We start from the raw sequence: 24438 nt of genomic DNA, 5'->3' as shown, positions 1-24438 counted from the left end.
TTCAATTGAACAGCACCTGTTTTTTTATGCGAGGCGGAAGACGACACCGTGTCCGCCTTTAGGATATTCCCACTTAATATTCTGATATGGACAGCCGATCCGGCAGCTGCCGCATTCATGACAACCTTCATAACCTACTTGCATCCGAGATCCTTCCCATTTATATACTTCTCCTGGGCAGAATAATGTGCAGAGTTTATCAGGGCATTTTGTTGCACAAATATCTTGATCGAGTATAGTTAAATGTGATTTTGTATCACAACGAAACCGAATTAAAAATTGTTTTTCCTCTAATGTAGTAGTAGACATTATTTCACCGCCTTCCAAACACGATAAATATCTGTAAGAACCTTGAACGTACCTTTTTCGCCTGTAAAAATTTTCATAATTTGTTTTTGCTTATCGCGTTTTGGTGTTCCATCTACTGTGAAGAATTTACCCACCGCTTTTGTTACCATTGGAACGTATTCTTTGAAATATTGCGGATTTGCCTCAAGTGTATGTGGCGCATCTTTGTATTTCTCCAAATCCTTCATGATGAAACTGCTATTAAGAGCATCGCGATATGCGTTTAAGCTCGATTCGCTAAAGTCTCCTCGTTTTTTCGCTTGAACAATGGCCTCTGCAGCAAGCTGGCCGGAATGCATAGCAAGGTTTGAACCTTCACCATGGATGGCATTGACCATCGATGCAGCGTCCCCAATAACAACGACGCCATTTCCAACAACTTTTTGTACCGAGCGGTACCCCCCTTCAGGAATAAGGTGAGCAAGGTACTCTGCGGATGTTCCCCCTTCAATTAAAGGTGCAATGTTTGGGTGTGATTTTAATTGATCCAATAAATCATATGGTTTTAATTTATCTTTAACCATAGCAGCAACTGTAGTACCAACCCCGATATTGATGCTATCTTTATTGGTATAAAGGAAAGCGGCACCAAAGTTTCCTTTTGTTGATTCACCAAAAATTTCAATCGCTACACCTTGATTTTCTTTTACGTTAAAGCGGTCATTAATTTTATCTTTTGGTAAGTTAATAACCTCCATAACACACAGAGCAACATGATCTGGTGCATGTTCTTTCCGAAAGCCCAATTGTTTAGCTAACAAGGAGTTTACACCATCGGCTAACACAACAACATCAGCGTAAACGTCTCCATCTGGACGGTCTGTACGAACGCCAACGACCTTGCCATTTTCAACAATACATTCTTTGACAACCGTTTCATTAATAAGCAACGCTCCTGCTTCCACAGCTTTTTTCGCAAACCATTGGTCGAATTGGGCACGTTGAACGGTAAAACTGTTATATGGTTCTTCTCCCCATTCCATTCCCTTATAACCGATTTGAACGGCAGATTTTTCACCAAGCACCATATAGCGGTGATCGACTACAGGCCGCTCAAGCGGGGCTTCTTTCCAAAATTCAGGAACTAAATCCCTTAATTGTTTACTGAATAAAACTCCGCCCATAACGTTCTTGCTGCCTGGATATTCTCCTCGTTCAATGAGCAAAACATTCAAACCATTTCTTGCAGCAACAAGTGCACATGCTGAACCCGCTGGGCCTGCCCCAACGACAATCACATCAAATTTTTCAGGCATACGTTAAAACACCGCCTTTTTCGCTCTTGACTTGTTTAAATTGTTCAATTAGTTTAGGGAGAACCTCCATTGCGTCCCCTACTATCCCATATGTTGCGATATTAAAAATCGGTGCATTTGGGTCTTTATTAATCGCAATAATTGTTTCAGAGTTCTTCATTCCTTCAGTGTGCTGAATCGCACCTGATAGGGCAACGGCAATATAAAGTTTAGGTGTAACGGTTTCACCAGTTTGTCCAATTTGCAAATAATGTGGCAACCATCCTGCTTCAACTACGTCACGTGTTCCGCCAACAGCTGCATTGCCACCCATTGCTTCTGCAAGTTGATAAAGAAGCTGGAAGTTTTGCTCATCTCCCATTCCCTTACCGCCACAAATAATGACGTGAGCATCTGCAAGATTAGACTTTTTTGTTACGTCATTCACAATTTCAATCACTTTGGTACGCATTTCTTCTTCACGAAGATCGATGGTTTCTTCGATAACTTTTCCAGTTCTGCTCGGATCTGCTTCCAGCGCCTTCATAACCTTAGCGCGAACAGTTGCCATTTGCGGACGGTGTTTTTTACATAGAATGGTAGCCATTATATTTCCACCAAATGCCGGACGACTTGCTTCAAGGAGACGATTTTCTAAATCAATATCCAGCATGGTTGTATCAGCAGTTAAACCTGTATTTAAGTCAGTTGCTACAGCACTTGCTAAATCTTTGCCATTTGGTGTTGCCCCATAAAGAATAATTTCCGGCTTATATTTGTTTACAAGCAAGTGAACACCTTTCATATATGATTCTGTCCGATAATCCTTTAAAACAGGATGGTCAATCATGTAAACCTCATCAGCGCCATGGGCAATCACTTCATCTGCAAGACCTTTAACGCCTTCACCGAGCAAAAATCCTCCCAGCGGCACTTGTAATTTGTCGGCAAGTTTTCTTCCTGCACCAAGCAGTTCAAGGGAAACGCCCTCAATTTTTCCGTCATTTTGTTCAATAAATATCCAGACACCTTGGTAGTCCTCTATTTGCATTTACGCCCCTCCTCGAGAAAAGTTTTCCTATATTATACAAAGAGTTCTTTCATATCCATCAAAACATCCATTAACTGATTCACTTGTTCGCTCGATGAGCCCTCAAGTTTTTTCCCGCCTTCTGGATGCGGCGGACTGAACATTTTTCCAACTACAGTTGGGGAACCCTTTAATCCGAGGCAGGAACGATCCACATCGGCAAAATCATTGACTGTCCAGATTACTGATTCATAACGTGATGCTTTAATCATATTTGGCAGCGGAGAATACTCAATTTCATTAATCTCTTTTTCTACAGTCAATAAGCAAGGCAGCTGTGATTTAATTATTTCATATCCATTCGATAACTTTCTCTTAATTTGAACTGTTTTATCTTGTGGATCTACTTTTACAACTTCAAGTACACTTGTTACAGGTGGAATATCCATTCTTCTGGCAATACCAGGACCAACTTGTCCTGTATCTCCATCAATGGCATGTTTTCCACAAATAATCATATCAATAGGAAGCTCACTATTGATTTTTTCCAATGCTAATGCAAGCGCATAGCTTGTTGCAAGAGTATCTGCTCCTGCAAAGGCGCGGTCAGTGATTAGGTAACCTCTGTCAGCTCCTATTTCCACACTTTTCTTGATTACTTCTGTGGCCTGCGGTGGTCCCATCGAAACTACTGATACTGTTCCTCCAACTAATTTGGTAATCTTTACGGCCTCTTGAACAGCGTGGGCATCGTAAGGATTAAGGATCGCTGGCACACCACGTCGATCAAGTGTGTTTGTTTTCGGATTGATCTTGATAATTTTTGTGTCTGGAACTTGCTTAACACATACGACAATGTGCATGTAGGTCTTACCCTCCTCCGTAATGTCAAAGATTAGTATTGAAAGCGTTTGCCTCCTGTTTTTTCTTAAAAATGCCATTTTTGCGTTAAGAAATCGCAACAATAGCATAGTACCAACAAAGCATTTTTCTTTCTTTTTTGAATTTGACTTGATTTACTTGAAGCAAGGATGATAATAGCAGTAAAAAATAAGAAGCATTTTTTAACTTCGAAGTAGATCTGAGAGGAGTAAAAATGCTTATAGTTTAACTATAATAAATATTTAGAAATGAACAATGATAAAAATCACAACAAAACACTAATTGTTAACATTTTCACAAATAAAAAAATGGACCCCTAATGTTAGGGGTCCTATATCTCAACCGATTGAAGTAAGCAAGTTAAATTTCCACAAAAAATGATTTCACCCAAATCATGAATATTCGAATAAAAGCATTTCCAAAGTCGTCTTTCGGCTTTGATAAAGGGTGAAAGGTCCGTTGATATTCATTAATCAGTTCATCAAGCTCCTGACTCGCTTTAATGGTTTCTTCACCTGTAAAACCATGCTTATCAGCAAATTCTATCATTCTCTCTCTTTTGGCTTTGATCTCTTCCAACATTTCTTCGGCACGACTAATACTATAGGATTCCAACCTAATAATCCCCCTAATCATTACCCATATATAGGAAATCATTAATTAAAATAAATAGTCTACTTGAAGCATTATTGCAATAATTTAAAGAAAAGTAAATACATTCGCAAAATTAGTCAAAACAATCTATTTCTTTCATAAATAGACATTTTTTTGATATTTTTTTTGCTTTTTTTCGACATTTTTCCCTCTTTTTCTCGATACTTTGTTAGATGAATTTTTACAAATAAAGATAAAAAAAAACACTTGAGGTATTATACTTGATGCAGGTTTTTTGCAGGATAAATTAAAGAAGAAAGCAAAGCGGAAAACCGCTTTGCTTTCTGTTTATTCATTATAATAGTGGACTTTCATGTTTTGCTTTTAGACGTAGCCATCTCTTTTCAACTTCTGCTTCAAATTCTTCAAGCATTGGTTTGTTGTCTTCTTTTAGAAGGTGTTTTGTTTTACCCATGTATTTTAACCAGTCAGAAAGTGGTACACGTTTGTTTTTCTCTTCTGGGTTGTAGGTAATGGTTGTCACACCTTGCTCAATTTCATAAAGTGGGAAGAAGCAAGAGTTAACGGCATTTTCCATAATAACAGAACCATAACGGTCTTCTGATTTCCAGTTTAATGGACATGTGATAAGAATTTTTCCGTAAACAGTACCGACATTTTGAGCGTACCATTGCGCTTTAGCACCCTTTTTAACCAAATCCTGAGGGAATGCTTCAGAGCCTGTAAATACATAAGGAATATTCGTTGATGCCATGATTTGTGCAGTATCCTTATGGTGGAATGCTTTACCTTGTTGCGTTTTACCAACACCAGTTGTACTTGTCATATGACCAAATGGTGTAGAGTAAGACATTTGGGAACCTGTATTCATATAACCTTCGTTATCATATTCAAGCATAATTAGTTTATGGCCGCGAAGTGCAGTTCCGATTGCAGAACCCATACCAATATCCATACCGCCATCACCAGTGATCATAACGAATGTTGCATCATCAGAAACTTGAATTTCACCACGGCGTTTTAGTTCTAAGAATGCCTCTAATGTACCCGATAAGGTAGCGGCACCGTTTTGGAATAAGTTGTGCATCATTGTTTGTCGGTGTGAACTATGTGGATATGAAGTTGTAGTAACATATGCACAGCCTGTTTGGAATAAGGTTACAATATCGCCCTCAATTCCTTTAAAGAATAATTCAAGACCAGAGAAGATTCCGCAGCCTGGGCATGCACCATGACCGGAAGCTAATCTTTTTGGTTTATTTGTCAACGCACGAAGCGGTGGAATTTTTACTTTCAACTTGTTTGTTTCAGGATCCATTTGAACATCAATTAAACCTGTTTTGTATACATCACCATGTTGCGGCTCAATAACTGGTTTAAGAGCTTTTTCTGGGTTTCCTGGAACAATGCCAAAATAATCAAATGGCTTTTCTGCATAACCTTTTTCTTTTGCATCAATTGCCATTTGGAAGAAGGCTTCAGCATCTTGTGGATAGAAGTCTTTTCCGCCAAGACCGAATACCCTGCTTAATACAATTGTTTGATTGTCTTTATCATCTTGAAGGGCAGCTTTTACTTCATGAGTTAAGTTTGCACCATTTGCACCAAAGGAATCAGCGCGTTCGCCAACTAATAATGCTTTGACGTTTTTAAGCGCTTCAGCGATTTGTTTTGCTGGGAATGGACGAATAATATTAGGGCTGATGACACCAGCTTTAATTCCTTGGGCACGAAGTTTATCGACAACGTCTTTTGCTTGCTCTGCTGCAGAGTTTAGCAAGAAGACAGCAACTTCTGCATCTTCCATTCCATATAAGTCTAGAACAGGGTATTCTCTTCCTGAAATTTTCGCATATTCAGCAGCGATTTCCTGGAACACTTCTCCTGCGGCATACATTGCTTCAGATTGTTGGAAGTGATTATTGAGAAGACTATCTCCGTCCATATGAGCCCCAACAGTAACAGGCTTTTTAGGGTCTCTGACAAAGTTATAATCCCATGTATTTTGCTCTCCAACAAATTGTTGAACAACAGTACGATCTTTAAAGTATTCTACACGGCGTTTTTGGTGTGAAGTCCAGAAACCATCGTATGCAACAATAACTGGAAGGCGCACTTTAGAGTGTTCAGCAACTTTTAACGCCATAATATTCATATCATATACAGCTTGAGGTGTTCTTGCTGTTAAAATAACCCAGCCAGTGTTCAAACCATAATATAAATCAGAATGGTCACCGCGGATATCAAGCGGACCGCTTACTGCGCGTGTAACTAAGTTTAAAACCATTGGGAAACGAGTTCCTGATTGTACAGGAAGCTGTTCAATCATATAAAGGAAACCATTTGCACTGGTTGCATTAAATACCCGTGCTCCTGTAACAGCAGCACCGTAGCAAATACCAGCTGATCCATGTTCACCATCTGCAGCGATTAGTTTAATATCATGCTCGCCGCGAGTTTTCATCATGTCCAGGTATTGTGCAACTTCAGTAGAAGGTGTGATTGGGAAGTATCCCATAATATGATAGTTTATTTGAGCTGCAGCCATTGCTGCCATTTCGTTTCCTGATTCAAATACAGAAATTTGTTCTGCTTTTTGATTAGTTGGTATTTTTTCTTCAATTACAGACATTAAGAAATCCCTCCTGCCATATACGGAAAGTTTTGCTTCACGCGGTGTTCATCTGCATAACCGATCATTTCACGAAGATCGCTAAGTGCTTCGGTTGGACATGCTTCTACGCATTTTAAGCAACCCTTACAATATTGATAATCAATTCCTTTTAAGAACATTTGTTTTCTGCCGCGTTTGTCTTCGCCCTCTTCCCAAACAAAACACATATCTGGACAAACGTTATCGCATGCTGCACAGTTAATACATGCTTCTTGTTTAAATTCAGGCAAGAATCCTTGTCTTGAACCGCTCAAGTCTTTTTCAATACTGTTAGCCATAGCAGTAACGACTCCGCCAAGTTCTTGAGTTAAGTAGCCAAGTCGAGTCTGCGGGCGTGAAAAGCTTTTTCCTTCTGCACCTTCTGGTACTTTATATTCTTTAAATTGAACCTCACTATATCCGCGGTTAAATGTGCGAAGGTTTGGTTCAACAAGATGTGGATATTTTTTCTCAAATGTTTTCCGAATAACTGCTCTCATGTTATCAGGATTTAAGAAATCACAAATTCGGTATAATGCACCAAGCATAGCTGTGTTTACTTTTGTTTTTTCTTCAACGGCAATCGCTAGTGCATCAACAATAGCAAGTGTTCCGTATTCAAGTTTTAAATCTTTTTTTACTTCATCGAAATCCCTTGTTGTATTTACAAGAACGATTCCATCTGCATTTAAGCCAGCTACAACATCAATTGTTTTATATAATGCTTCGTGGAAAACACCTACAATATGTGGTTGTTCAATTGGACTGTGATCACGGATCGGTGTTCCTGGTTCGCAAAAACGAATAAAACTTTTTACAGGAGATCCTTTCTTTTCAGAGCCATAAGAAGAAAAGTTAGAACCATTTAAGCCAAGTCCTAAGACTGCAGCTTCAGCTAACATTTTCCCTGCTAAGTTTGCTCCAAGGCCCCCTATTGATTCTAAACGGATTTCAAAAAATCCAAGGTCATTTTTTTGCGGTAAGATTGACATGTTCTCCCTCCCTGTATTTCAACAAGCTTTTTTCTATGTTTATCTTCCTCACAAATTATTCTAAGACTTCTTTTTCATTTTAGCTGTGACAAAAGTCAAACATCTTAAAAAAATTTTCTATAACACTTTAAAAAGTTTCAAAAAAACATTGTATTACCAACACTTAATGCGTTTTCAAAGTTATATAACAGAAAAACAATTGTATTATAACAGAATGAAAATTAGCACTTTTTGGAGACTTTTATATTATTTTGTAGAATCACCAAAAGTTCCTATTTAGATTTTGATCCATTCAGAAACCTCAAAGAGATAAAAAAATATCCTGCCGAAGCTCGGCAGGATCAGCTTGTCGAGAAAGGGGTATTTTCTCGACAATTTTATTTTACCAGAATTTAAATACTAGATTATTTTGATGGTTCCTGAAAATGAGCCTGTTAATTTCCGCTTCGGGCACTCGCTTTCCGCGGGGAGGTCCTGGAGCCTCCTCGGCGCTTTGGCGCCTGTGGGGTCTCCAGTGACCTCTTGATCCCGCAGGAGTCGAGTGCCCTCCGCTCCAATTAACAGGGAGCAAATCAACCAATTGTATTTCACACACCCCTTTTTTCAAACCTTGCTAAAAGTGTTGAAATCTTCTTTATGTTTTGTCAGGCTACTTTTTGGAAATAAACCAGTAGTAGAGTGATATAGTCTATGAGCAATTACTCTGAAGATATTTCGGTCCGATATCTCCTTACAAATTGTACTCATTAGATAGGTTTCACCACTTTTTTGATTTATTAGTTGAGCTGAAAGACTTTATTGAAAACACTCGTTGATTGGTGCGGAAGGCACGAAGACTCCTGCGGGAGTACGGGGCTGGGGAGACTCGACAGGCGCTTTTCGCGCCGAGGAGGCTCCCCGGCACGCCCGCGGAAAGCGAAGTGCCTGGAGCGCCAATCAACAGACCTGTTCAACAGCCTATTCGCAATACAATTGTATTATATTAACGCAGTGAATTATTAAAGTAATTGAATAAAATGATAGGCTGCCGAGTTCGACAGCCTGTCCTGCCGAAGCTCGGCAGGATTTTTTTTATAAATCATTGATTAAAATATAAGAAGCTTTAATTGGTCCATGAACACCGACAACCAGATTTAGTTCGATGTCGGCTGAGTTACTTGGCCCTGTAATAAAGTTAATGCAGGATGGGACCTTTCCGCCCTTTTGTTCAATTTCTCTCATTTTCTTAGCTGCTTGCGTCATTCGGGGAACAATGGTGCTCTTTGGAATTAAGGCAATATACGTAGCTGGTAAAAAGTTTATTGATCTACCTCTATTTTCATTACTATATAGAACGACAGTACCTGATTCAGCAAGTGTAATTTCACTTATGGTAATACCAACATTGGCCTTTTCGGCAATTTTGACATTTTCTTCACCTTTTTTGTAGTCCCACTCATAGACATCCATTTTTTTGCTCGGCCACTCGTTATTAAATAGGTCACCAAGCCCCCACTCTTCAAAGCGCTTGTCTTTCCATGTCAGGATTGGGCCGCCGCCATACTCTGTTACTACTTGATTTAAAATTTCAGGTAAACTATTTTTGTCTGTTTTATAGAATTTTGTATGAATTACATCACACATATCCTCTAAAATATCGACTAATTCATCTTGTGTTGTATCTTTAAATACCTCGTATTGAGGTTGAAATTTCCACTTCGGAGGTTCAACGGCAGTAAGGCGTGGTCGGCCTAACCTTTTTGAAATTGTATTTAAAAACTGATCACGATTTTGAATAGTTCCCTCCATTATTTGTCCCCTCCTTTTTTACGGTTTTTAAACCAATCCCTAAATCTTTCTTTAGTTGGGCCAGAAACTTGCGAATTTCTGTCCAAGCTTTCATTGGTCCAGGTCCCTTAGAGATTTTTTCCCCTGCCGTGAATGGGCTCATAGCCGCTGGTGCCATTTTTGATGCCATCTTATATAATGCAGGCGATGCTGCACCTAATCCAAATGCCTTCATCAATAATTTTTCTGAAATTGGAGCTTTTCCTTCCTGTTCAACAATGACTTGGCGATGCTTTAGAAGAAGCTCATGCAGCGGGATTTTTACCGGACAAACCTCTGTACATGCGCCACAAAGAGTTGACATGTATGGGAGTTCCTTGAAATCATCATATCCGCCTAGTAGTGGAGTAAGAACAGCTCCTATTGGTCCTGGATAAATCGAATTGTATGAATGACCGCCAACGTGACGATACACCGGACAGACATTAATACATGCTCCGCAGCGAATACATTGCAGGATGGATTGGAAATCGCCGCCTAAAATATCGGATCTTCCATTATCGACAATGACAAGATGAAACTCCTCAGGTCCATCCACATCAAGTTCTTCTCTTGGACCTGTTAGAACGGTGATATAGCTTGTTAATTTTTGTCCAACCGCACTTCTTGTCAACATACTTACAAGGACTTCCATTTCTTCAAAAGAAGGAACAATCCTTTCCATTCCCATAACGGTAATTTGGGTTTTCGGCAGTGCTGTAACAAGGTCTGCGTTTCCTTCGTTGGTTACAAGACTAAAGGAACCGGCTTCAGCAACAGCAAAGTTACAGCCGGTAATTCCAACATCTGCCGTTAAGTATTCTTGCCGTAATACTTCACGAGCACATGCTGCCAATTCTTCAGGTTTTGAGGTTCCTTTATAACCTAATTTCCTCTCAAAAACATCGCGAATTTGTTCCTTGTTTTTATGTAATGCAGGTACGACAATGTGTGATGGTGGATCATGGTCATCAATTTGCAGAATATACTCGCCAAGGTCTGTTTCGACAACATCACAGCCTTCTTGCTCCAAAGCCTTGTTTAAGCTGATTTCCTCTGTGACCATGGACTTTGATTTTACTATTTTTTTGGCATTTTTCTTTTTAACAACACCTGCGATATAGTCTCTTGCTTCTTCGGCTGTTTTTGCAAAAAAGACATGACCACCGCGTTTTGCAACATTCTCACTTAATTGTTCTAAATAATAATCCAGGTTCTCGAGAACATGCTGGCGAATTTCTTCACCATGTTTCCGCCACTCTTCCCAATTTCCAAGTGCATCTACTTGTTTTCTTCTTTTTACTCCCATTCCATCTTGTGCACCCGCAACAGCACCACGCATAAAATCATTTTGAAGTTCATGGTCGAGACGCTCTTTTAGGTTTTCGGAGCTAATTTTTATTGCCATATCTTGTCCCTCCGTTCAGTGGTGATTTCCTTTGTTATAATCAACGGCTATTTAATACCTCTGCTATATGTAATACTTTAATTTTCTTGCCGAGTCTTTCCATACGGCCGCCAATATTCATTAAACAGCCTGCATCTGCACCGATTAAGTATTCTGCCCCTGTTTCTTCAACATGTTGAACCTTTTCATCAACCATTTGCTCTGAAATTTGCCCCATTTTAACGGAGAAAGTTCCGCCAAAGCCGCAGCACTGCTCTTTTCCAGGCAGCTCCGTAAACTCAAGACCTTTTACATTTTTGAGTAATCTCATTGGTGCTTCAACCACACCAAGTAATCTTGTCATGTGGCATGATGTATGATAGGTTACTTTTGCATTAAAGTTTGCGCCAACATCATCGACTTTAAGAACATCAACAATAAATTGCGTTAATTCATATACTTTTTCAGCTAATTTCTTTGCTTTTGGTTCCCAAACCAGATCACCGGCGAATATATGTGGATATTCTGTAAGCATATATGCACAGGAACCTGAAGGACATACAACATATTCAGCATCTATAAAAGTATCGATTGTCCGTTTCATTGCTTCTTTTGTATCTTTCACATAACCACTATTATAAGATGGCTGACCACAGCAGATTTGATTTTCTGGAAAATCAATTTCACAGCCAAGGCGTTCCAACAATTCAACCGTTGCTTTTCCAACGTTGCTTTGAAACATGTCTACTAAACATGTTGCAAAAAGAGTTACCTTCATATTCTTCACTCCTCCAATTACTACCACTCATCAGCTATTCATTCGATAAGATGATTAACAGGTCATCAGATGACTTGTGTAAAAAAAAGTAATATATTTATGTTGTTTATAGTGTGCATTTTTAATAATACTATAAATATTTAATTTAGAAAGGGGTTTCAAAAAATTTTTTTAATTTTTTAAATCATGCGGTTCCGTAAAAATATTCTGAAACCGCACTACATTGCTATTTTGCATAATTTGTTTCTTCATGATATTTTCGGATGACCGCTTCTATATTTTCCAGATGGATTTTCATAAAATGTCTTGCTTCCTCTTCATCTTGTTTTTGAATTGCCTTATAAATGGAATAATGTTCATACGCTAATTTTTCCATTGTCGTTTGCTTTGAATATAACCAAACCTTGCGGGTTTCTTTCATTGTTTCCCCCATTAAGCCGGATACATGATTCATCAGGCTCAGCAAGAGGGGATTCTGAGAAGCTTCAGAAATAGCAAGATGAAATTGTAAATCAGCCACTTCGCCAAGTTCTTCATCCCCGTTGGATGCTTCCATTTCTTCAAGGGCCTTCTCCATTGCCACCAGATGATCTTTTGATCTTCTTTTTGCGGCTGCCGCAGCAGTGCCAAGCTCGAGTATTTTCCGAACCTCTAAAAGATTAGCTATATCTTTCTTATTCATTAAAATCGCAGTTGAAAGTGGCAAAGTAATTTGACCCGTTTCAAATTCGTTGATAAATGTGCCTTCCCCTTGCCGCATTTCTACAAGTCCCATTGCTCTTAATGAGGTAAGTGCTTCCCTTATTGCGGATCGACCAACCTGGAAATTTTCAGCCAATTGCTGGACTGAATCCAGCCTTTCTCCCGGTTTTAGCTGCCCACTGCGAATCATTTCTTGAATGGCTTCTGTTACCTCTTCATAGATTTTTTTGGGCTTTATTTTTCTATAGTCCATATTTGCACCTACTATTACTAAATTAAGATTAACTACTACTATTATACATATATTTTTTCGATCTTCGTAAAATAACATTTGGAAATTTGAATAATATTTTCAAAAACAAAGATAAATAAGATAATTACAATTTTAATAGGTAAAATTCATTAAATTAAAAAAAATCTTGTATTTTTCTTTTCAGCTACCTATAATTCAATTTATCACCATATCATCAAGTCATCAGATGACTCTATCATCTAATGAAAGCGATTACTATTAGGTGATACATAAACATGGATTTGAAAAAATAGAAGGAAATATTTTAAAAGGGGGAATCAGCATTGTTCACACAAAACTTTACAGCAGTTGGCGGTAGCCTAGGTCTCACTGCACTAGTTGCACTTATTCCAATTCTTTACTTCTTCTGGGCCCTGGCAATTAAGAGAATGAAAGGTCATATCGCCGGCCTAACTACACTTCTTGTCGCATTAATCGTTGCGGTTGTTGCCTACAAGATGCCAGCAGGAATGGCAGTAATGTCCGCAACACAAGGAGCCATTTATGGGGTTTTACCAATTGGCTGGATTATTATCACATCAGTGTTTTTATATAAACTCACTGTTAAAACAGGTCAATTTGATATCATTCGTTATTCTGTTCTTTCCATCACAGAGGATCGTCGCTTGCAAGTACTTTTGGTAGCGTTCTCTTTCGGAGCTTTTCTTGAAGGTGCTGCTGGATTTGGAGCACCGGTTGCTATTGCCGCTGCTTTGTTAGTAGGATTGGGCTTTAATCCATTAATGGCTGCCGGCCTTGCCCTTGTAGCTAATACCGCACCAGTTGCTTTTGGTGCCATTGGGATCCCGGTTATCGGAATGTCAGGTCCAACTGCTCTACCTGCAGGTGAGATTTCAAAAGCCATTGCACGTCAACTTCCGGTCTTAGCGGTATTCGTTCCGTTTTACGTAATTTTTATTATGGCAGGCTTCAAAAAAATGATGGAAGTTCTACCAGCGATTTTGGTATCTGGTCTTTCTTTTGCCATAACCCAATATGTAGCTGCTTATTATTTAGGACCTGAGCTACCAGATATTTTTGCATCACTTGTTTCATTAATTGCACTTGCCGTCTTCTTGAAATTTTGGAAGCCAAAAAACATTTTCAAATTCTCTACTGAAGCACAAGCTGCAGTAACTGCGACCGCACCTAAAGCTGCTGTACAAGAAGAACACTATACTGGCGCTCAGATTTTTAGAGCTTGGTCGCCGTTTATTATCTTAACTGCAATGATTTCTATATGGGGAGTACCCGCAATTAAAACTGCTTTAGTTGGAGCCTATGCTGGAACAAATCCGATGTTAAAAGCATTAAATGCTCTTGGACACGCATTAACTTTTGCTCCTGGCGTTCCATTAATTAATGGGAAAATTCTTAATGGTGCACATCAGCCAATTGCTGCAACCTACAATCTCCAAATACTTGGTGCTGCTGGAACAGCGATTTTAATTTCAGCTATTATTTCCAAATTTGTTATCGGTATTTCATGGAAAAACTGGGGAGTTACATTTGGTGAAACGCTTAAAGAATTGGCATATCCAATCTTAACCATTGCTTCTGTTGTTGCATTTGCTTATGTGGCAAACTCTTCAGGTATGGTTACAGCAATGGGAATGACATTAGCAAAAACAGGAGCCATTTTATTCCCGTTCTTCTCACCATTCCTTGGCTGGCTTGGCGTATTCATTACCGGTTCTGATACATCAGCGAACCTATTGTTTGGAAATCTGCAAAAGGTAACGGCAACTTCTATTCATATGAATCCATTATTGGCCTTGGCAGCGAACGCATCTGGTGGCGGGGTTGGAAAGATGATTTCCCCACAATCCATTGCAGTAGCATGTGCTGCAGTAGGACTTACTGGAAAAGAATCAGATTTACTGCGATTCACCCTTAAACATAGCATACTCTTTGTAATCGCATTCGGTATTATAACCTTCTTACAAAACACAGTATTATCGTTTATGATTCCAATGCCTTAATAAACATGTTAAAAGACCATATCTCATTACGAGATATGGTTTTTTCTTCGTTTGTACCCTGCTTTTTTTGCCTACAATAAGATATAATAAACTATTGTGGAATTTTTTTAAAAAGGGAGATTTGAATATGAACGTTATTTGTTCTACCTTGAATGCAAAGTATATACATACCAATTTGGCAATCAGATATTTAAAGGCATATGCCTCTCCGGAGTTCTCAATCCAAATTAAAGAATATACAATTAAAGATCCGATCTTGAATATTGTATCTGACTTATATCAGCAGCATCCTTCCGTAATCGGCTTTAGTTGTTACATTTGGAATATTGAAGAAACGATAAAAGTCATTAGCTTTTTGAAAAAGATCGACCCTTCTCTCACTATTGTATTGGGCGGCCCAGAGGTTACATATGATACCGCAGAATGGATGAAAAGGATTCCTGAGGTTGATTTTATTGTAATGGGAGAAGGAGAGAAAACGTTTAAAGATCTCCTTACAGCCATCGAACAAAATGGAGACGTTTCACAAGTCTCTGGAATTGCTCTTCGCCAAGAGGGACAAGTGATCATTACCCCACAAACCAACAAACTTGATTTAAAGGATATTCCATCCCCCTACCGTTTTCCTGAGGATGTACCCCATTTAGGCAAGCGAATCACTTATGTTGAAACAAGCCGTGGCTGTCCATTTAGCTGCCAATTTTGCTTATCTTCGATAGAAGTTGGGGTCCGTTATTTTGATCGGGAAAAAATTAAAGATGATATCCGCTTTTTAATGGCAAATGGCGCAAAAACGATCAAGTTTGTCGATCGAACCTTTAATATTAGCAGAAGCTACGCAATGGAAATGTTTCGCTTTTTAATTGACGAGCATATCCCAGGTACTGTTTTTCAGTTTGAAATCACTGCTGATATCATGAGGCCAGAAGTAATTGAATTCCTTAACAATGAAGCTCCAAAAGGACTGTTCCGTTTTGAAATTGGAGTTCAATCGACGAATGAATATACGAATGAACTTGTTAAACGGAAACAAAATTATGTTAAATTAACCAGAACAGTCACAATGGTTAAAAATGGCGCAAAAATCAATCAGCATCTTGATTTAATTGCTGGATTACCTGAAGAAGATTACAATTCTTTCCGTAAAACCTTTAATGATGTCTTTGAACTGAGACCAGAAGAACTTCAATTAGGCTTTCTAAAAATGCTGCGCGGAACAGGACTTCGGCTTCAAGCTAAAGAATACGGTTATACCTTTATGGATTATTCTCCATACGAAATATTAGGAAATAATGTATTGCCGTTTTCCGATATCATTAAAATCAAGCAGGTGGAAGATGTATTAGAAAAATATTGGAACGACCATCGGATGGATACGACGATTGAATACATTGTAACCAATACCTTCTCTTCCCCATTTGATTTTTTCCAAGACTTTGGAACCTTTTGGGACCAAGAGGGCTGGTCGAGGATAGGGCATCAGCTTGAAGATTTGTTCAGAAGGCTTCATCATTTCTTAGAAGATTCCCAAGTAAAGGATTTAGATATCATAAATGGCATGATGAAGTATGATTATTTAGTAAAGCATAAATTTAAGCCACGAAAGCCTTGGTGGGAAGCAAGCTTCGAAAAGAAAACTCGAAATGAGCTTTATCAGCAGATCCTTGAAAAGCCTCTCTTATTAGGGGAAGAGTTTACAAATCTGAATTTGGATGAAAAGGAACTATTTAAGCACACGATGATCGAAGAATTGTCATTTAATTTATCTCAGTATTTACAAACAGGTACAATTGAAAAAGGCACTTTTTGTTTGTTGGCATATTTTGCTCCAAGCGGTAATGAGACCTTAATCTTTTCATTTGATGTTAGAAAAGCCGGTTTAATACGGCTTTGTTTTTATTTTCACTAGGTTTGTTTTTATGTTTTTTTTTGGAAGCGAGGGGAAAATCAAAAACTTTAGTCCCATTGATATCCCCAAATTCCACACTGAATTCTTCGCTTGTAGTGGATCTGGTTTTTTGTTCTTTCATTAGGATCGACCTTTTCTACCTAGTTTTGAATTTCGATTTGCCCCCTTAATTGCTTCCTCACCATGCGCAAATTCAGCTGAAAATTCTCCTTCTTGTCGATTTTTACGGGGCGTTTTTGAGTATTTTTCAACTGCATTAAATTCTGCTTTTCGCTTTGCCATATTGATTCCTCCCGTATTAGAAAGTGATGCAGTAATTAGTTTTTAACATATAGTCTTAAATGATTCTTTCCTAATATTGCTTTCATAAAAAACGGCTGATGATAAAAACTAAGAAAAAATAGGAGTGAGGACGTTTATGGAGCATAATAAAACAGAGAATAACTTAAGCATTAATGAAACCTTACCACATCAGATCAGCGCACCAAGCTTTAAAGGAACAGGGATTAAAATGGAACCTCCCTTTGTGAATCAGTATGGAGTGAAAATTGGAGACAGCTTATACGCTTCGAAAAATTCTCCTTTAGAAAATTGGTCTAAAGAAACAAATCCCGAGATTATGGCCGGGGATGAGTGGGTACACCCAACCAACGACATTGGCTGGAACACAGATGAAAACCGCGAACTTTTAGAAAGCAAAAGAAAACCTCAAGGCTCTCCATTCATGCATCCTACAAAAGATGTTTCAAAAAGTGCCGATTGATAGGACCTAAAACTCCTAAAAAACCAATCCAGAATAACTGGGTTGGTTTTTTTCATTTTTTACTACTGTTTTTAACATATCCATTCTTCTATATGTTGATAAAGTTCATAGCTGAAAAATGGAACCTTTTATATAATGAGGCAAATAAGCTTTTATCACAGTTTTTACAGTCGGAGGGACTCCTATGCTATCACCTAAGCTAGCTGAAAATATTGTTAAAGAAGTAAGAAAGCTCATAGGAGAAGACATTATCGTTGTAAACACAGAAGGCATTATTATTGCCAGCACAGATAAAAAACGAGTTGGTACCTTTCATGAGGGCGCCAAAATTGCCTCACAAGAAAAAAGAAAGTTGATTATCACAGAAGAAGATCAAAAACGTCTGCAGGGTGTAAAAGCCGGAATTAACTTTCCGATTTTCTTTCAATATGATGTGATCGGTGTAATCGGGATTACCGGTATCCCCGAAAAGGTTACACCATTTGGTGAGATTATCCGCAAAATGACTGAGCTGCTTATTAGTGAGAACTATTACGCGGAACAGTTTGATCAGCAATCCCGTGCAATGGAAACATTTATAATGGATTGGGTTCAATTATCAGAGTGGAACCGTAATTTTCTTAATCGCGCCAAAATTTTAGCGGTTAATGTAGCTGTTGACCGAATGGCCGCAGTTGTTGAGGTTTCAGGTCAAGATTACATTATTTCAAGGGATATATGGTCGTCCATTATTAATTGGTTTGTGAACAATCAAAATGATATTGTGATCCGCTGGGGAAATGAGAGAATCGTCATTTTGTTTGACAGCTCCCTTCGACTTAGCCGAGAGCAGATCCATAAAAGAATTTCAAAGTTCCTTTCGTTCTTAAACAGTAAAATAGGTATCCCTGCTCATTGTGGTATTGGGCAAGTTGTTCCAGCAACTGAATTAAAAAATTCTTTTCGTCAAGCTGAAAGAGCATTGAAAATTGCTAAACAAAAACACAAAATGATTATTTTTGATGAAGAATTAACCCTGGAAATGATCCTTGATGAGCTAAATCATATGACTAAAACGGAGTTTATAAAGCGGACAATCGCTCCATTGCTTTCAGAAAAAGAATTGCTCGAGACAATTAAAGTCTTTTTTCAGCAAAATAATTCTTTAAAAAACACGGCAAATGCCCTTCATGTCCATATTAATACCCTTCACTACCGATTAAAAAAGATAGAAGAATACACGAATTTGGATACTAAAAATATCCATGATTTATTAAATATGTATATTGCTGTACTGCTATTAGATGAAAACACAAAAAACAACCATTTATCACGAACACATTCGTATGTTCATCCATAGAAGATCGTTTTTATTTCTCTATAATGAAAGTATAAGTTCAACATATGAAATGTGATGTGCTTGAAATGAAAGCGCATCCAGACATGGAGGTCATCCTATGCTTTCTAATCAAGTAAAAGAGAAAATCATATCTATTGTCACAAAAGAAAACTTTTTCGATTCCAAAACTGAACTACTTTCTTATTCTTATGACTCCACTCCAAATATGCAATCCATGCCAGATGCAGTAGTAAGTCCTAGAAACACAAAAGAAATTTCTGAAGTCGTAAAAGTTTGTAATGACTTCAAAATCCCGCTTGTTCCACGAGGTTCAGGAACAAACCTTTGCGGCGGCACATGCCCAACAGAGGGAGGAATTGTTCTCCTTTTTAAACATATGAACCAAATTCTTGAAATAGATGAAGAAAACTTAACTGCAACTGTCCAGCCTGGAGTGGTAACAGTTGAGTTAGCAAAAGCTGTTGAAGCAAAAGGACTCTTTTATCCGCCAGATCCAGGATCAATGTCCATTTCGATGATTGGAGGCAATATTAATGAAAACTCTGGAGGTTTACGTGGATTAAAATACGGTGTAACCAGAGATTATGTTATTGCCCTTGAAATTGTACTTGCCAACGGTGATATTATCCGCACCGGCGGAAAGCTAGCAAAAGATGTTGCAGGATATGACCTTACCCGCCTTTTTGTTGGCTCTGAAGGAACACTTGGCGTTATTACCGAAGCTACATTAAAGCTTTTACCTATACCAGATACAAAGAAAACAATGCTTGCCCTATATCAAGATCTAGAAGCGGCAGCAAGATCCGTTTCAAAAATTATTGCAAATAAAATTATCCCTACAACACTTGAGTTTCTTGATCAGCCAACATTAAGGGTTGTAGAAGATTATGTGAAGATTGGTCTGCCAACCGATGTGCAAGCGGTTCTGTTAATTGAACAAGATGGTCCTGCTGAGGTAGTTAATCGGGACTTGAAAAAGATTGAAGAGGTTTGCAAACATGAAAACGCAGTTTCTGTACAAATTGCTGCAACGCCGGAAGAAGCAGAAGCACTAAGCATGGCAAGACGTACAGCATTATCTGCTTTAGCACGCTTAAAACCGACAACCATCCTTGAGGATGCAACTGTACCTCGTTCAGAAGTTGCTAACATGGTAAAAGCAATTAATGAAATCGCTAAAAAGTACAATCTTCACATTTGTACATTTGGACATGCCGGTGACGGAAATTTGCATCCAACCTGTCCAACTGATGCCAGAAACCATGATGAAATGGAACGAGTCGAACTAGCTTTTGCGGAAATTTTTGATAGAGCGATTGAATTAGGCGGAACCATCACAGGAGAGCATGGCGTTGGTGTGATGAAAGCCCCATACCTTGAATGGAAACTTGGAAAAGAAGGCATCGATGCAATGAAAGCCATCAAACAAGGCTTAGATCCAAATAACATCATGAACCCAGGTAAAGTTTTTGCTAAGGATAGCAGGAAACGGGTGGTGCTATCAAGATGACAACAACACAAGAAAAGAAAATCATCCAAGAGAAATTGAAAGAACGCTTGAATGAAGATGAATTATTAAACTGCATGCGCTGCGGATTTTGTTTACCGACATGTCCAACATATATCGAATCGGGTTACAAAGAATCACATGCACCAAGGGGCCGTATTGCTTTAATGAAAGCCGTTGTCGATGGGTTAATCGAACCTGACGAAGAATTTGAACGTTCCCTTGAGCTTTGCCTAGGCTGCAGAGCCTGTGAAACCGTTTGTCCTTCCGGCGTCAAGTATGGACATTTACTTGAAGATGCAAGAGATATTATCAACCAGAATAAAAAGTTCTCTTTGCCTGTAAGAGCAATCAGAAAAACAGTTTTTGATGGATTATTCCCACATCCAAATCGGATGCGCGGACTAACAAACTTAATTGGTTTTTATCAAAGATCAGGATTGCAAACAATTGCTAGAGGAATAGGCTTTATGAGTCTCCTGCCTGATACTTTATCAACGATGGAAAAAGTTCTTCCAAAAATGCCAACGATGAAAGAAATGAAGAATCGGCCTGAACATGTGGCTCCAATCGGAAAACAAACACATCGAGTTGCGTTCTTTACAGGATGCTTAATGGACACAATGTTCCTCAAAACAAATGATGCTACCATCAAGCTGCTACAGCTGGCTGGCTGCGAAATTGTTATTCCTAAGGACCAAACATGCTGCGGCGCTCTTCATGGTCACAGTGGTGAAAAAGCTGGGTCAAAAGATCTTGCCAGAAGAAATATTAAAGCTTTCGAAGATCTAAATGTTGACTTTATCATTACCAATGCCGGCGGCTGTGGCGCCTTCTTAATTGACTATGATCATTTATTAAAGGATGATCCAGATTTTAAAGATCGAGCCAAAGAGTTTACGAAGAAAATCAAAGACATCTCAGAAATCCTTGTTGCTGTTAAATTTAATGAAAAAGTCAAGCTTGAGCTGCCATCGCAGATTATTACTTATCAAGATTCATGTCACTTAAAAAATGTCATGAAAACAGCATCTGCTCCAAGGACATTGCTTAAAGCGATTACGGGCATTCAATACGAAGAAATGAAAGATGCTGGCCGCTGCTGTGGTTCTGCTGGTATTTATAATATTATTGAATCGGAAATGTCCATGAAGATGCTTGATTACAAAATGATTCAGGCTAAAAACACCCATGCGACAACCGTTGTTACAGCTAATCCTGGCTGCTTGCTGCAAATGAAGCTTGGAATTGAAAGAGAAGGTCTTTCAGGAAAAATGAGAGGAATCCATATTGTTGACCTCTTGCTGGAAGCAGTAAAAAAATAGTACAAGTAAAATAATCAAGAGCCGAGCTTTCGGCTCTTTTTTATTTTCACCTAATAAGGATAGCCAAATACGAAAATTATTACCATTAATAAAAGCTGCAAGAAATAAAAACAATACATATACAGAGTAAATAAACCTCTGGATGAAAAAAAGGAGTGAATAAAAATGGCCAGAAGCAGCAATAAATTGTTAGTACCTGGTATCGAACAATATTTAGATCAGGTAAAATACGAAATCGCCCAAGAATTTGGTGTAAATTTAGGTTCTGACACGGTTTCTCGTGCAAACGGTTCTGTTGGCGGAGAAATCACGAAGCGTCTTGTTCAGCAGGCACAAGCCCAATTATCGGGCAGAAATGAATAATCTATGGAAAAAAGTCCGGCTGACTGCCAACTTTTAATCCTTTTTATTTTGGTTTTCCTGAAGCTGCTTTTTTTCTTGACCTTTATTGATCGGTGGATTCTTTTTATTATTGCTTGCTCGTTCTATTACAGGTTGGTTCGATTTCGGAGCTTCCTCTGTCTTCTTTAATTGTCCAGGCGGAATTTTATTCTCATTTGCTTTGTTCTGGTCAATACTCCTGCTATTTTGGTTAGAAATAGGAGGATTAACTCCATGCGTTTCATCTTGATTAACAGCTTGATTAGGGCTGCCATTTTGAACAGCGTTCTCACTATTCCCGCTTACTTTGCTTTGTGGAGGCTGTTTCTGTTTTTTCTTAACAGATTGAATTTGTGCTTCCTTATATTTTCCCGTTGTAAGACCTAATTGATGAGCTTTTTCCATTTCTTTTTCTGTTCCGTCTATTTCTGTTACCTTTAGACTGTTTTCTTTGGCTATTTCTTTAATTTGATCTATTTTTTTATGTAACTGTTTGTCAGTTTGTTCCTCAGGATTTTCCGTGCGAACGGTTGAAATCACCATGGAATGATGGTCGTTTAAATATCCCTCATTTTTCATTTCTTTAAGGACATCTTGGGTAAATTCCGTAACACTCTTTTTTTCCCACTCTCCAATGTGAGAGATGACTTTCTGACCATCTGAATTAAAAGCCTTTAACTTAACCACTTGCATATTTTTATTGATCCCTAATTCAATACTAGGATTAACATCGATCGACATATATGCATATGCCTTATCATTTTCATAAACGGGAATCAAGCTTCCAATAATAACGAACATTGCGGCTGCAGCTATTGAAAGCTGTTTATATCCAAAAAAATGATGTGCCAGCCTTTTTGGAGAAATGGGTTTAAATAAAATCTCTTCCCCAAGTATATATGGATGCTCTGGCTTTCGTGCTTGTAAAAATTGACCGTCAGGGGTTAGTAATGTTAAACATGTATCATTTATTTCCATTATAATTCCTTTTTTCATGTTTCAAGCACCCCCTTAATATAATCCTTTAAATACATATAATCGCCTAATAGAATAAGGGAAATCGCAATAATATACTTTCGATTTCGTTCGATAGTCTTTCTGCTGACATCGACCATTTCTTCAAGCTGTTTAATCGGAAGCCTTTTTTTTTCAAGCAAGAGGTTTCGAAGATCCGTGTGTTCGACAAGGATCCTTGCTATTAAAATTGCATTTTTTCTCGCATCTGCATGCTTTGGCGAATTTTCAACTAAATCACTAAAGCTTAATTCAAAAGTCCTCAAGAGCTCACTAAAATGAACAATTTCATCTTTCCGAATATCTTCTTCTTTCTTTTTCTTATATTCTTCAAATGAAAGCTCATTCACAATTGCTGTTCCCGGTGATTCTTCGTCATTAACGGTACCATCAAAATCGTAGCTAATATGTTGACTTTTCGTTTGCTTCCGAATATAGTCAATGACTCTTCGCTTTATTAATACCTCTGCAAAACTTAACAATGACCTGCCGCGTTCAGGCATGTACTTTTCGATTGCTTCATTAAAAGCGATAAGACCAATGCTAAATTCATCGTCAGATTCATGTATATACCGCTTGCATACAGAAGATACGGTTTTAGCAATAAATGGCTTGTAGGAAGTAATCGTTTCGTTTAATAGAGCTTGATCACCTTGCTGGATTAAGATAACCGCTTCCTCTAATGTCCTTTTTTTCTTTTTAGTCATAAACAATAAACTTAGCATCATTCTCACCTCTCGAATCACAATTATATCATATGGAGGCAACCTAAAAATTTTAGGGAGAGATATGAAGCGAAAAAAGAAAGCACCAATAAAGGCGTTCTTTTCCTGTTTATTGTTTAAAACAGCCTAAAATCCTTTTCACGTTAACGAAAGTTTTTCGTGACCCATTCTGTTACAAACTCTTCATTTATAATAGTGACTGCAATTTCATTATAGATTTACGTTATTACGAACAACGTTATGGGGGTGATTATCATAAATATTTTTTTAATAAGACAAAACAGTGACAATCATTTCATTTATACATCATTTTTTACTTTTGTATAAAAGTAAATATTTCATTAAAAATCCGCAAATTAAACCAGGTAGTAAAAAAAGGATTGGCAGAAAAATAGGCCCAAGGTTCATTTTGAAAATAGTCATTTTAGTTGAATACATAATGCCTACAGTGACAAAATAGGCGCTGAAAACAAATGGCAAAAATGATAATTTTTCGTCTTCAGGCATAGCAAAGCGATAAGCATCCCAAATCGCAAACATATAAACGCATGGATAAAACATGATCCACTGAAAATTCAGTACAGAATATGCCCTCTCCATCTCGCCAATAAAACTATACATAATGGCAAGATTAAATTGACTCTTCGAATTAATTAGAAACTCCAAAAAAACAAATAAGACCCCTTTAATATATTGTCCGCTTAATAATTGGCTGAAGCCTGGAAAAGCAATATTCCAAAGAACTGCTTCCAATCTACCCATTTTTTTCATTA

The 24438-nt window shown here is 38.1% G+C and carries 21 protein-coding genes and 1 pseudogene; 7 read left to right on the top strand and 15 right to left on the bottom strand.

Annotated features, from left to right (window positions below; all coding sequences use genetic code 11):
* Positions 1–24: 24 nt before the first annotated feature.
* The 11 genes and pseudogenes from RCG17_RS20760 to RCG17_RS20710 form a co-directional block, all read right to left on the bottom strand.
* Positions 25–309 carry a ferredoxin family protein gene (locus RCG17_RS20760; RefSeq protein ID WP_308171972.1) on the bottom strand — a complete coding sequence of 95 codons (285 nt, stop codon included), beginning with the start codon at positions 307–309 and terminating at the stop codon, positions 25–27.
* On the bottom strand, positions 309–1604 hold the full coding sequence (locus tag RCG17_RS20755; protein ID WP_308171971.1) for an FAD-dependent oxidoreductase: 1296 nt from the start codon (positions 1602–1604) through the stop codon (positions 309–311). Before RCG17_RS20755 ends, RCG17_RS20760 begins: the two co-directional genes overlap by 1 nt.
* Positions 1597–2634: an electron transfer flavoprotein subunit alpha/FixB family protein gene (locus tag RCG17_RS20750; protein ID WP_308171970.1), complete on the bottom strand. Its 1038-nt coding sequence runs from the start codon at positions 2632–2634 to the stop codon at positions 1597–1599. Before RCG17_RS20750 ends, RCG17_RS20755 begins: the two co-directional genes overlap by 8 nt.
* A gap of 32 nt (positions 2635–2666) precedes the next feature.
* A complete protein-coding gene (locus RCG17_RS20745) occupies positions 2667–3476 on the bottom strand; it encodes an electron transfer flavoprotein subunit beta/FixA family protein (protein WP_308171969.1) in 810 nt (269 codons plus the stop codon).
* Between the two features lie 379 nt (positions 3477–3855).
* Positions 3856–4110 (bottom strand): Spo0E family sporulation regulatory protein-aspartic acid phosphatase, encoded by a 255-nt coding sequence (locus RCG17_RS20740; RefSeq protein WP_308171968.1) that lies wholly within the window; start codon positions 4108–4110, stop codon positions 3856–3858.
* A 334-nt stretch (positions 4111–4444) separates the two neighbouring features.
* Positions 4445–6742, bottom strand: coding sequence for a transketolase C-terminal domain-containing protein (locus RCG17_RS20735; RefSeq protein ID WP_308171967.1), 2298 nt, complete (start codon positions 6740–6742; stop codon positions 4445–4447).
* Positions 6742–7755, bottom strand: a complete 1014-nt coding sequence (locus RCG17_RS20730; RefSeq protein WP_308171966.1) for a 2-oxoacid:acceptor oxidoreductase family protein — start codon at positions 7753–7755, stop codon at positions 6742–6744. The genes RCG17_RS20735 and RCG17_RS20730 overlap by 1 nt, the downstream gene beginning before the upstream one ends.
* Before the next feature lie 1071 nt (positions 7756–8826).
* Positions 8827–9543, bottom strand: a complete 717-nt coding sequence (locus RCG17_RS20725; RefSeq protein ID WP_308171965.1) for a LutC/YkgG family protein — start codon at positions 9541–9543, stop codon at positions 8827–8829.
* A pseudogene (locus RCG17_RS20720) lies at positions 9543–10969 on the bottom strand (LutB/LldF family L-lactate oxidation iron-sulfur protein). The gene RCG17_RS20725 and the pseudogene RCG17_RS20720 overlap by 1 nt, the downstream one beginning before the upstream one ends.
* A gap of 40 nt (positions 10970–11009) precedes the next feature.
* Positions 11010–11726: a (Fe-S)-binding protein gene (locus RCG17_RS20715; RefSeq protein WP_308171964.1), complete on the bottom strand. Its 717-nt coding sequence runs from the start codon at positions 11724–11726 to the stop codon at positions 11010–11012.
* A gap of 226 nt (positions 11727–11952) precedes the next feature.
* The gene (locus RCG17_RS20710; RefSeq protein WP_308171963.1) at positions 11953–12681 is read right to left on the bottom strand and encodes a FadR/GntR family transcriptional regulator; all 729 of its coding nucleotides are present in this window, start codon (positions 12679–12681) and stop codon (positions 11953–11955) included.
* A 323-nt stretch (positions 12682–13004) separates the two neighbouring features.
* On the opposite strand from RCG17_RS20710, the gene RCG17_RS20705 reads away from it, so the two are divergent.
* Together RCG17_RS20705 and RCG17_RS20700 are read left to right on the top strand one after the other, a co-directional pair.
* Positions 13005–14702 (top strand): L-lactate permease, encoded by a 1698-nt coding sequence (locus RCG17_RS20705; RefSeq protein WP_308171962.1) that lies wholly within the window; start codon positions 13005–13007, stop codon positions 14700–14702.
* Between the two features lie 127 nt (positions 14703–14829).
* Positions 14830–16611, top strand: a complete 1782-nt coding sequence (locus RCG17_RS20700) for a B12-binding domain-containing radical SAM protein (protein WP_308171961.1) — start codon at positions 14830–14832, stop codon at positions 16609–16611.
* A 120-nt stretch (positions 16612–16731) separates the two neighbouring features.
* Here the strand turns inward: RCG17_RS20700 and RCG17_RS20695 are convergent, their stop codons facing one another.
* Positions 16732–16893, bottom strand: coding sequence for a hypothetical protein (locus RCG17_RS20695; protein ID WP_308171960.1), 162 nt, complete (start codon positions 16891–16893; stop codon positions 16732–16734).
* A gap of 136 nt (positions 16894–17029) precedes the next feature.
* Between RCG17_RS20695 and RCG17_RS20690 the strand changes: the two genes are divergently transcribed.
* The 5 genes from RCG17_RS20690 (at position 17030) to RCG17_RS20670 (ending at position 21908) form a co-directional block, all read left to right on the top strand.
* Complete coding sequence (locus tag RCG17_RS20690; protein ID WP_308171959.1) at positions 17030–17374, top strand: DUF3905 domain-containing protein; 345 nt, start codon at positions 17030–17032, stop codon at positions 17372–17374.
* Between the two features lie 184 nt (positions 17375–17558).
* Entirely contained in the window at positions 17559–18713 is a 1155-nt protein-coding gene (locus RCG17_RS20685) for a CdaR family transcriptional regulator (RefSeq protein ID WP_308171958.1), read from the top strand.
* Positions 18714–18810: 97 nt separating this feature from the next.
* Positions 18811–20223 carry a glycolate oxidase subunit GlcD gene (glcD, locus tag RCG17_RS20680; protein WP_308171957.1) on the top strand — a complete coding sequence of 471 codons (1413 nt, stop codon included), beginning with the start codon at positions 18811–18813 and terminating at the stop codon, positions 20221–20223.
* Entirely contained in the window at positions 20220–21545 is a 1326-nt protein-coding gene (locus tag RCG17_RS20675; protein WP_308171956.1) for a (Fe-S)-binding protein, read from the top strand. Before glcD ends, RCG17_RS20675 begins: the two co-directional genes overlap by 4 nt.
* Positions 21546–21710: 165 nt before the next feature.
* Positions 21711–21908, top strand: coding sequence for an alpha/beta-type small acid-soluble spore protein (locus tag RCG17_RS20670; protein ID WP_308171955.1), 198 nt, complete (start codon positions 21711–21713; stop codon positions 21906–21908).
* A 33-nt stretch (positions 21909–21941) separates the two neighbouring features.
* Here the strand turns inward: RCG17_RS20670 and RCG17_RS20665 are convergent, their stop codons facing one another.
* The 3 genes from RCG17_RS20665 to RCG17_RS20655 all read right to left on the bottom strand — a co-directional run bounded on the left by RCG17_RS20665 (position 21942) and on the right by RCG17_RS20655 (position 24436).
* Positions 21942–22922 (bottom strand): anti-sigma factor domain-containing protein, encoded by a 981-nt coding sequence (locus RCG17_RS20665; RefSeq protein ID WP_308171954.1) that lies wholly within the window; start codon positions 22920–22922, stop codon positions 21942–21944.
* Complete coding sequence (gene sigI, locus RCG17_RS20660) at positions 22919–23674, bottom strand: RNA polymerase sigma factor SigI (protein WP_308171953.1); 756 nt, start codon at positions 23672–23674, stop codon at positions 22919–22921. The genes RCG17_RS20665 and sigI overlap by 4 nt, the downstream gene beginning before the upstream one ends.
* Positions 23675–23971: 297 nt before the next feature.
* Positions 23972–24436 carry a hypothetical protein gene (locus tag RCG17_RS20655; RefSeq protein WP_308171952.1) on the bottom strand — a complete coding sequence of 155 codons (465 nt, stop codon included), beginning with the start codon at positions 24434–24436 and terminating at the stop codon, positions 23972–23974.
* Positions 24437–24438 lie beyond the last annotated feature (2 nt).

It is taken from the genome of Neobacillus sp. PS3-12, assembly GCF_030915385.1.
Classification (GTDB): domain Bacteria; phylum Bacillota; class Bacilli; order Bacillales; family Cytobacillaceae; genus JAEVLT01.
The sequence above is the reverse complement of the archived record's forward strand: the minus strand, read 5'-3'. Positions and strand labels throughout refer to the sequence as shown.